Annotated in this window: 7 protein-coding genes and 1 rRNA gene; 5 read left to right on the forward strand and 3 right to left on the reverse strand. The window is 64.1% G+C overall.

What is annotated here, in order from left to right; translation table 11 throughout:
- The 4 genes from BG842_RS20485 to hflX all read left to right on the forward strand — a co-directional run.
- Positions 1–907: APC family permease (locus tag BG842_RS20485; protein WP_069452240.1), on the forward strand; the 907-nt coding region annotated here is incomplete at its 5' end.
- Positions 908–1,013: 106 nt separating this feature from the next.
- Entirely contained in the window at positions 1,014–2,312 is a 1,299-nt protein-coding gene (locus BG842_RS20490) for a PQQ-binding-like beta-propeller repeat protein (protein ID WP_069452241.1), read from the forward strand.
- A gap of 55 nt (positions 2,313–2,367) precedes the next feature.
- Positions 2,368–3,162, forward strand: a complete 795-nt coding sequence (locus BG842_RS20495; RefSeq protein ID WP_069452242.1) for a creatininase family protein — start codon at positions 2,368–2,370, stop codon at positions 3,160–3,162.
- 390 nt (positions 3,163–3,552) lie between these two features.
- Complete coding sequence (gene hflX / locus BG842_RS20500) at positions 3,553–4,845, forward strand: GTPase HflX (RefSeq protein ID WP_069452243.1); 1,293 nt, start codon at positions 3,553–3,555, stop codon at positions 4,843–4,845.
- 29 nt (positions 4,846–4,874) lie between these two features.
- On the opposite strand, the gene BG842_RS20505 is transcribed toward hflX, so the two are convergent.
- The 3 genes from BG842_RS20505 to BG842_RS20520 form a co-directional block, all read right to left on the reverse strand.
- A complete protein-coding gene (locus BG842_RS20505; RefSeq protein WP_069452244.1) occupies positions 4,875–5,531 on the reverse strand; it encodes an O-methyltransferase in 657 nt (218 codons plus the stop codon).
- Positions 5,532–5,626: 95 nt separating this feature from the next.
- Positions 5,627–6,811 carry a galactokinase gene (locus BG842_RS20510; protein ID WP_069452245.1) on the reverse strand — a complete coding sequence of 395 codons (1,185 nt, stop codon included), beginning with the start codon at positions 6,809–6,811 and terminating at the stop codon, positions 5,627–5,629.
- A gap of 361 nt (positions 6,812–7,172) precedes the next feature.
- Positions 7,173–8,063 carry an MFS transporter gene (locus BG842_RS20520; protein WP_342764822.1) on the reverse strand — a complete coding sequence of 297 codons (891 nt, stop codon included), beginning with the start codon at positions 8,061–8,063 and terminating at the stop codon, positions 7,173–7,175.
- On the opposite strand from BG842_RS20520, the gene BG842_RS20525 reads away from it, so the two are divergent.
- Positions 8,052–8,242: ribosomal RNA gene (locus BG842_RS20525) — 16S ribosomal RNA — on the forward strand; the annotation flags it as partial. The two genes, BG842_RS20520 and BG842_RS20525, sit on opposite strands and share 12 nt — an antisense overlap.

Consider the following 8,242-nt stretch of genomic DNA (forward strand, 5'->3'; position numbering starts at 1 on the left):
CGGACTCAACCTCCTCGGCGTCCACGAGTCCGGGGTGGTCGAGGACCTCCTCGTCGCCCTCAAACTCCTCATCGTCCTGCTGTTCGTCCTCCTCGGCGTCTGGTACGGCTACGCTCACGGACAACTCGAATTCGGGGTGGAACAATCGCTTCGGAGTCCGGACGCTCCCGTCCTCGCCGCCGCGGTCGCGTTCGTCTCGTTCGAGGGCTGGCAGCTCCTCTTTTACGACCAAGAGAGCATCGAAAACCCGGTCGAAACCATCCGCAAAGCCGTCTACGTCTCCATTCCCGTTTCGGCGCTCGCCTACGTCTTCGTTGCTTTCGTGACGCTCAGCGTGGTCGAAGAGCGCGCCGTAGCCGAAAGCCCCGACCTCGCGCTCGCACTCGCCGCACAACAGTTCTCCGGCAAAATCGGCTACGTCTTGATCGGTATCGCGGCGGTGGCCTCGACCGCCAGCGCCATCAACGCGACCCTGTTCAGCACCGCGTTGTTCGCCAAAGGGATGAGTACGGACGACCTGCTCCCCGACCGCCTCGCCCCGACGCGGGAGACGGGCGTCCCGACGAAAACGCTGCTCGTCATCGGCGGACTGACGATTCTGCTGACGGTTTACGGAAGCCTCACCGCCATCACGGAGTTCGCGTCCCTGTCGTTCATCGTCGTCTTCGGCGCGATGAATGCCCTCGCCTACACGCAACGCGACGACCTCGTTTCCGCCATCCCGCTCGTCGGACTGGTGGGCACCGTGGTGTTCCTCCCGATATTCCTCTGGCACCTCTACGTCGAGGAGTTCAGCGTGTTCTGTCTCGTCCTCGCCATCGCCGTCACCCTCGTCTTCCTCGAAGGCGTATACTTCGAACGCGACGAGCTAGCGACCGGCGTCCGCTCCATCGAAAAGCGGTTCTGACTTCCCACCGAGCGCAAGCCGTCGCCCTTCGGACTTCGGTAACGCGTCGGTTCGCCCCTCCTGCCGATAAGAAAACTTATGCGACCCGTCCCACGTCTTCTGTCAAATGCCCTCCAGACGAGACGTGCTCGCCGCCGTCGGCACCGGTTCGGTCGGTCTCCTCGCCGGGTGTACCGGCGACGATTCGATTCGAGGTGACTGGCCCCGCGCTGGCTACGACATGCGAAACAGCGGCGACGCCCCGCGACATCGCGGGCCGAAGTCGAACCCCGTGATGAAGTGGTCGGCCCGCATTCCCGAGACCTACAACGTCTCCTCACCAGTCCTCGCGGACGATTCGGTGTACGTCGGGTACGGCAACGACGAGTATTCGGATGGTCCCACGAACGTCGGTATCCGCGTCCTCGATATCGATACCGGAGAGACGAAAGACGATTTCACGGTCGCAACCGGGAGGGGAACGCTCGATACAGTCAACGATGTGTACCGCGATTCCGTCGTTCACGCGAACGGAAACCTCTACCTCCAGTGTTTCGACGGCCTCCACAGTCTGACCATCGATGGGGAGGAACGCTGGCACGTCCCCATGCACGGCGGACCCACCAACGGCGGTTTGCGGTCGGCCCATCCGGTCGTTACCGATGGATTCGTCTACGCGCCGACGGCGAGCGTCACGGCCGATTCCGACGGCCCGAAGGCGACGGAGGCGCTGTACGCCATCGACGACTCGTCCGGGCAGGTCGTCTGGAAACACGTTCCGCAAACCGACGGACGGGGGTGGACCTTCCCGCCAGCGTACGCGAGGGACGTCGTCTACCTCGCCGCACTGGATTACGGCGTCGTCGCGCTGAACGGAAAGTCGGGACACGTACTGTGGAAAAAAGAGCTAGCGGCGTACGGCCCGCCCGTGTTCGCCGACGGCCGCGTCTACGTTTCGGCGGAATCTGACGACGGCGAGGAGGCGTTCGTCGTCGCGCTGGACGCGGAGACGGGCGACGAGCAGTGGCGGGTTTCCGGCCGCGGAACGCGACTCGGCCGCCGACTGGGGGTTGCGGGCGGGAGAGTGTATTTCAGCGAAAACCTCCGGAACTTCGTCGCGTTGGACGCGATGACGGGCGATGAACTGTGGCGACACAACTACCCGTCGGGGGTCGAGCGCTCGACGCCTGCCATCACGGACGAGGCGATTTACGCGGGCGCCGTGACGAATCGGTCGAACGACGGAATCGCCGTTTTGGACCCGGAGAGCGGCGAGGAACTGGCGTTCGGCGGCATCGAAAGCGGGATGGGTCTCAAGTCCTCTATCGCGCTCTCGGACGGCCTCGCGGTCGTCACCGCCAACTCCGACACCGTGTACGCGTTCGAATCGTGCGGGTTCTCGCTCGCCGGTCACTGTCTGGATTGACCACGTATTTTCCGCGGGGCTGAAATTTATGCTCCCGCGGCACCCTCCCACACGCATGTACCTTGCCGACCAGACGTGGCCCGAGCTCGGGGATTACGTGGCCGAAGAGTCCGTCGCCGTCGTTCCGCTCGGTTCGACCGAACAGCACGGCCCGCACCTCCCGCTTGCGACCGATCACCTCATCGCGGAGGCGCTGGCCCGCGAGGCGGCGGACCGCGCGGGCTACCTCTGCACGCCGACAATCAACGTCGGCGTCAGTACGCATCACATGCAGTTCCACGGAACGATGTCGGTTGACCCGCCGCAGTTTCGCGATTACGTCGAGAGCTTTTCGCGCAATCTCACCTACCACGGCATCGACCGCATCGTCTACGTCAACGCCCACGGCGGCAACATGCAACACCTCCGCGAAGTCGGCCGCCGCTTGCGCGAGGACGAGGCGGCCTTCGCCGTCGAGTGGATGTGGGACGAGTCGATTCCCGAACTCGTGAGCGACATCTTCGAACACAACGGCCCGCACGGCGGCCCGAAGGAGACGGCGATGATTATGCACATCGCGCCGGAACTCGTGCGCGAGGATAAGTTGGAAGAGGCCCGCGACGGAGGCGTGGTGAACCTCTTGGACGGAAATCCCACGATTCACGGCGCGCGGAACTACTACGACGCCATCGACAACAGCGAAAACGGCGTCTTCGGCGACCAGACCGACGCGACGCCCGAAAAGGGCGAAGAAATCTTCGAGGCGGCGACGGAGCAGTTGGTTCAACTGCTCGATTGGCTCGACGACGCGCGGTTCTCCGACCTGATGGCGAAACCGCACGTGGACCCGCAACCCGGCAGTCGGCGATAGTCGATAGTTGACTACAGTCGCTGACGGACTCCGTTCAGTATTTTTCGATGGCAAATAGTAGAATTCAGTATCAATTAGTAGATAATAGTAGCTTTCAGTAATCGACGACCGTTCGGTTACGAAGCCCCGTGTACTGTATGCTCGCTCGCGCCGTCGGACCATGATAAACGATATCAATTTGCACTAGTCTTTTTATTCCAAGCGGATGCAGTGTAGAACACGACATGGAGACCCTTTTCCTCTTCTGAGTCCGCGCTCGGTTCCCGAGGTCCCGACGGACCTCCGTGAGCGCGGCTTCCGTCGAGTTTCGAGTTCGCGTGTCGCTCGAACGGCGCTCGGACTCGTGAGCGGTCGGTATCGCCACCCAACCTGTAGCATCCATCCCACGACATGACAGACGATTCAACAACACCAGCACTCGTCGCCAAACGCGCCGACAGCGCGCCGGTCGAAACCGACGAAATCACCGCCCTCGTCACCGCGGCGGGGTACGAGGTCGTCGGCGAAGTGACGCAAACCCGTGCGGAAGACCTCGGAACGTATCTCGGAACCGGGAAAGTCGAGGAACTCACGGACGCCGTGGCCGACACCGGCGCTCGCCTCGTCCTCGTCGACGACGAACTCACGCCCGGACAGACGAAGCAACTTCGGGACGCCCTTCCCGACGAAACCCGACTCTACGACCGATACCGCCTCATCCTCGAAATCTTCGGCGAGCAGGCGAGCACCAAACCGGCGCAGTTGCAGGTCGAACTCGCGCGCCTGAAGTACGAACTCCCGCGTATCGAGGCCGAGTCCGACCCGCAACGCATGAACATCATGCTGGAGACGGGAACGCGCGTCCACGACGCCGAAAAACGCATTCGGGAACTCGAACGGAAACTCGACGAACTGCCGAGTCCGGCGGAACGGTTCCGCGAGCGGCGTCGGGAGCAGGGTTTCGACCTCGTGACCATCGCGGGGTACACGAACGCCGGGAAATCGACCCTCCTGCACCGACTCGCGGACGAACTCGACCTGTCGAGTGCCGAGCCGGACCACTCGGATAAGAACGCGACGGCGGCGATAGAGGACCGCCTGTTCAAGACGCTCGAAACCACGACGCGGCGGACGACAATCGACGGCCGACCGGTCCTCGTGACCGATACGGTCGGCTTCGTGCAGGAACTCCCACACTGGCTCGTGAAATCGTTCAGCGACACCCTATCCGAGGCGGCGGCCGCTGATATCGTCGTCCTCGTCGCGGACGGGAGCGACCCCCTTTCGGACCTTCGGTCGAAACTCCGCGTCTCGCTCGACGTCCTTTCGTCTCAAGGCGTCGAACCCGAATCCGTCATCGTGACGCTCAACAAAATCGACCTGCTCGACGAGGACGAGCGAGAAGAGCGCCTCGAAGCGGTCTCGGAGTTGGATCCCATGCCGATTCCCATCAGCGTCACGAACGACACGAACGTGGACCAACTGACCGACGTGGTGTACGAACGCCTTCCGACCGCCACGGCGGACCTGACGATGCCGAACTGCTCCGACGCGATGTCCGTCGTGTCGTGGCTCCACGACCGCGTGACGGTCGAGCGCGTCGATTACGCGGACGGAACCGTCTCCGCGACGATACGCGGCCGTCCGTCGGTCGTCGAACGCGCGGAAGCGAAGGCGAACGAAGTTTCGGCGACCGACACGTAGGAACGCGCCGAACCCGAACCGCTCGCGTTTCAGCGCCGATAGCTCACCGCGATACCCTCGCCGAGCGGGACGACGGAGGTTTCGAAATCCGGGTCGTCGCGCACCGTCAGCAGGTACTCCGCGATGCCGCGGGTTTCGGCGTCCATCTCGGGGTCCTCGCCCTCCATGGCGGCGAGAATCGCGTCGAAGTCCTGTATCCCGCTGACCATCGCGTTGTCGGCGATGACGACGCCGCAGGGTGCGACTTTCTCCCGAATCGCGTCCCACGCTTCCGGGTAGCCGTCCTTGTTGTGGTCGATGAGCACCACGTCGAAGGGACCGCCGTGACGCTCGACGATTTCGTTCGCGTCGCCGTTCTCGAAGACGGCGCGGTCCGCGAACCCGCCCCGTTCGAGGTAGTCGCGTGCCTCGCGGAGTTCGTCGTCGTCGAACTCCGTGAGGACGATTTCGCCGTCCTCGGGAAGCGCCTCGGCGAACCAGTAGGCGGAGTAGCCGAACCCGGACCCGAACTCGAAGATTCGCTCCGCGTCTACGGCGTACGCGAGCACCCGCAGGAATTGCCCCACGTCGCGCCCGACGGTCGGGAAGTCCTCGCCGCGCTCTTCCATCTCCTGTAGCGTCTCGTCGGGTTCGGCGATTGCGGCACGAAGGAAGCGCTTCGTCTCGTTCGGCAGTATCTCCGTCATGCACCCAGATACGCCCGGCGGGAAGATAGTTCTCATGGACACGGGCGACGAGTCAAACCGTCGTCCGTCGGCTATCGCCAACCGTCCGACACCCGTCACTCCGACGGCCCGTTCTCGACCCGTGCGCCGTCACCAACCGCACACGGGAAGATGTCGGGTTCGATGCCGGTCTCCGCGGCGTACGCCGCTCGAACCGTCTCCGCGAACGATTCGACCGAATCCGACCGGACGAGGCTCACGACACAACCGCCGAATCCGGCTCCGGTCATGCGCGACCCGAGTTCGGCATCGACCGACTCGGCGGTTTCGACCACGAAATCCAGCTCCTCGCAACTGACTTCGTACGAATCGCGGAGGCTTCGGTGGGACGATCCCATCAACGCCCCGACGCGCTCCATGTCGCCGGTTTCGAGGGCGTTCGCGGCCGTCTTCACTCGTTCGTTCTCGCGGACGACGTGTTCACAGCGGTCTCGCACCGTCTCCGGGAGCGTTTCCGCTCGCTCCTCGAACTCGGCCACGGACATGTCTCGGAGCGCGTTCACGTCGTGCGACAGCGACTCGGCGAGCAGTTCGACACCCTCCCGACACTGCTCGACTCGCTCGTTGTACGCCGAATCGACCAACTCGTGTTCGACGTTCGTGTTCGTCACGACGACCCTAACGTCTCCGTCGAGAGGGTACCGTTCGTACTCACGCGTCCGGCAGTCGAGAAACAGCGCCCGGTCCGATTCCCCGAGCCCGACCACGAACTGGTCCATGATGCCGCACTCGACGCCGACGAACTCGCGTTCGACCCGCCAACAGCGGTCCGCGAGTTCCGTCCGGTCGTGGCCGAGAGTCCACGTTTCGTTCAGCGCGGTCGCGGCCGCCAGTTCGAGCGACGCCGACGAGGATAGCCCGCCGCCCATCGGTACGTTACCCCGTACCGCGAGGTCGAGGCCGGAAACGGGGGACGGCGCTTCGTCGGCCAGCGAGCGAGCGACCCCTTCGACGTAGCCGACCCACGACGATTCTTCGGTCGCGGGCGAGTCGAGCGAGAACGTCCGCGTCTCGCCGACGTTCGTCGAAAACACCCGGACGGTGCGGTCGGTGCGGGGCCTGGCGGCAACCGCGGTCCGGCGGTCGATGGCGACGGGGAGGACGAAGCCGTCGTTGTAATCCGTGTGTCCGCCGATGAGGTTGACCCGGCCGGGGGCCGACGCCACCGTCACGCTCGCCGCATCGCCGCCGAACCGCTCGGTCACGACCTCGGCGAGGTCGGCCGGTTCGCTATTTCTCATCCGTCACCGACCTCCGGTCAGAGGGACACCGGTCGTTTCCGACTGCATCGTTCATGCCCGCCCGTTCGGTGGCGACCGTGATAAGCGCCGAGACTCGCCGACGAAGTGGTCAGTAGTCGAACTGCTCCGTCGGCGGACGTTCGGTCGGTGGGTTCGCGGTTCGGTCCCCGGAGATCGACGAAGAATTCGACGGTCGCCGCCGCCAGCACGAGTGAGACGTTCGTTCCTCATCGGAGGGCGCATACGTAATCGATGTTCGCGTCGAAGATAAATACTCACTATCCGCCACGTTCCTGACGTACGCCGAGCCACGTTCTCCGGCGGTTAACCGGCCACCCCTCTATCGCTCATCCGGCCTCCTTCAGCCGTCCATCTCCGAAACGAAGTGAGAGACGGTCGGCGGCTCCTCGCCGACATGGAAAGACGACGCTCGTTCCTGTATCTCCCGGTCCGCCACCGATACGCGCTCGTGTTCGCGGAGGTGGGCCATCCACGTGCCGGTGAGATAGACTTCGACGTATCGGTCCGGCGTCGTCGTGTCGCGGAACACGCCCCAGTAACGCGCGCCGTTTCGTCGCCGCACCGTCTCCAACTCCCGCATGGCGTCGAAGAACTCCACCGTCGTCGTCGGGTCGATTCGGTACTCGACGCTGACGAGTACCGGTCCCGATTCGGGGTTCGGGTCGAACGCGGTTTCCGGGTCGGGCCAGTGGGCGGACGGGCGCAAATCCAGGTCGTCGGTGACAGGGAACCGCCAGCGAATCGCACCCACGAGTCCGACGAACAACCCCGCGCCCGCCACGACGAGCGTTTCTGGTGTGCCGAGATAGTCGGCCACCGCGCCCCACGCCAACCCGCCGATTGCCATTCCGCCGAGGAAGAAGAGCATGTACACGGAGAGTGTCCGGGCGCGAACCCATTCCGGCGAGAGCGTCTGTACCGCCGTATTCAGGCTCGACAGCACGGAAATCCACGCGATTCCACCCACGGCGACGGCGACGAGAGCGACGGCGACGACGTGGACGGTTCCGAGCACCACCAGCACGGCGGCGAACAACGCGGACGCGCCGAGGACGACCTGGTTCGTGGTGTACCGCTGCCGCGCCCGTTCGAGAACGGTGATTCCCGCCGCCGACCCGAGGCCGGTCACACCGAGTACGAGGCCGTATCCGCTCGCACCGAGGCCGAGTTGATTGCGGACGAGGAGGGGCAACAGCGCCCAAATCGCGCTGGCGAAGAAGATGAACGTCAGCGTCCGCGCCAGCACGGACCTGAGACCGAAGTGCGAGGGCATAACGTCCTCGCTTTTGTGTATCGTAAGGTGGTACACGAATAAGAGCTGGGCAAGACCGGTGCCAGCCGCCGCGGTAATACCGGCAGCTCAAGTGATGGCCAATTTTATTGGGCCTAAAGCGTCCGTAGCCGGCCAGA

This window comes from Haladaptatus sp. W1, from assembly GCF_001723155.1.
Classification (GTDB): domain Archaea; phylum Halobacteriota; class Halobacteria; order Halobacteriales; family Haladaptataceae; genus Haladaptatus; species Haladaptatus paucihalophilus.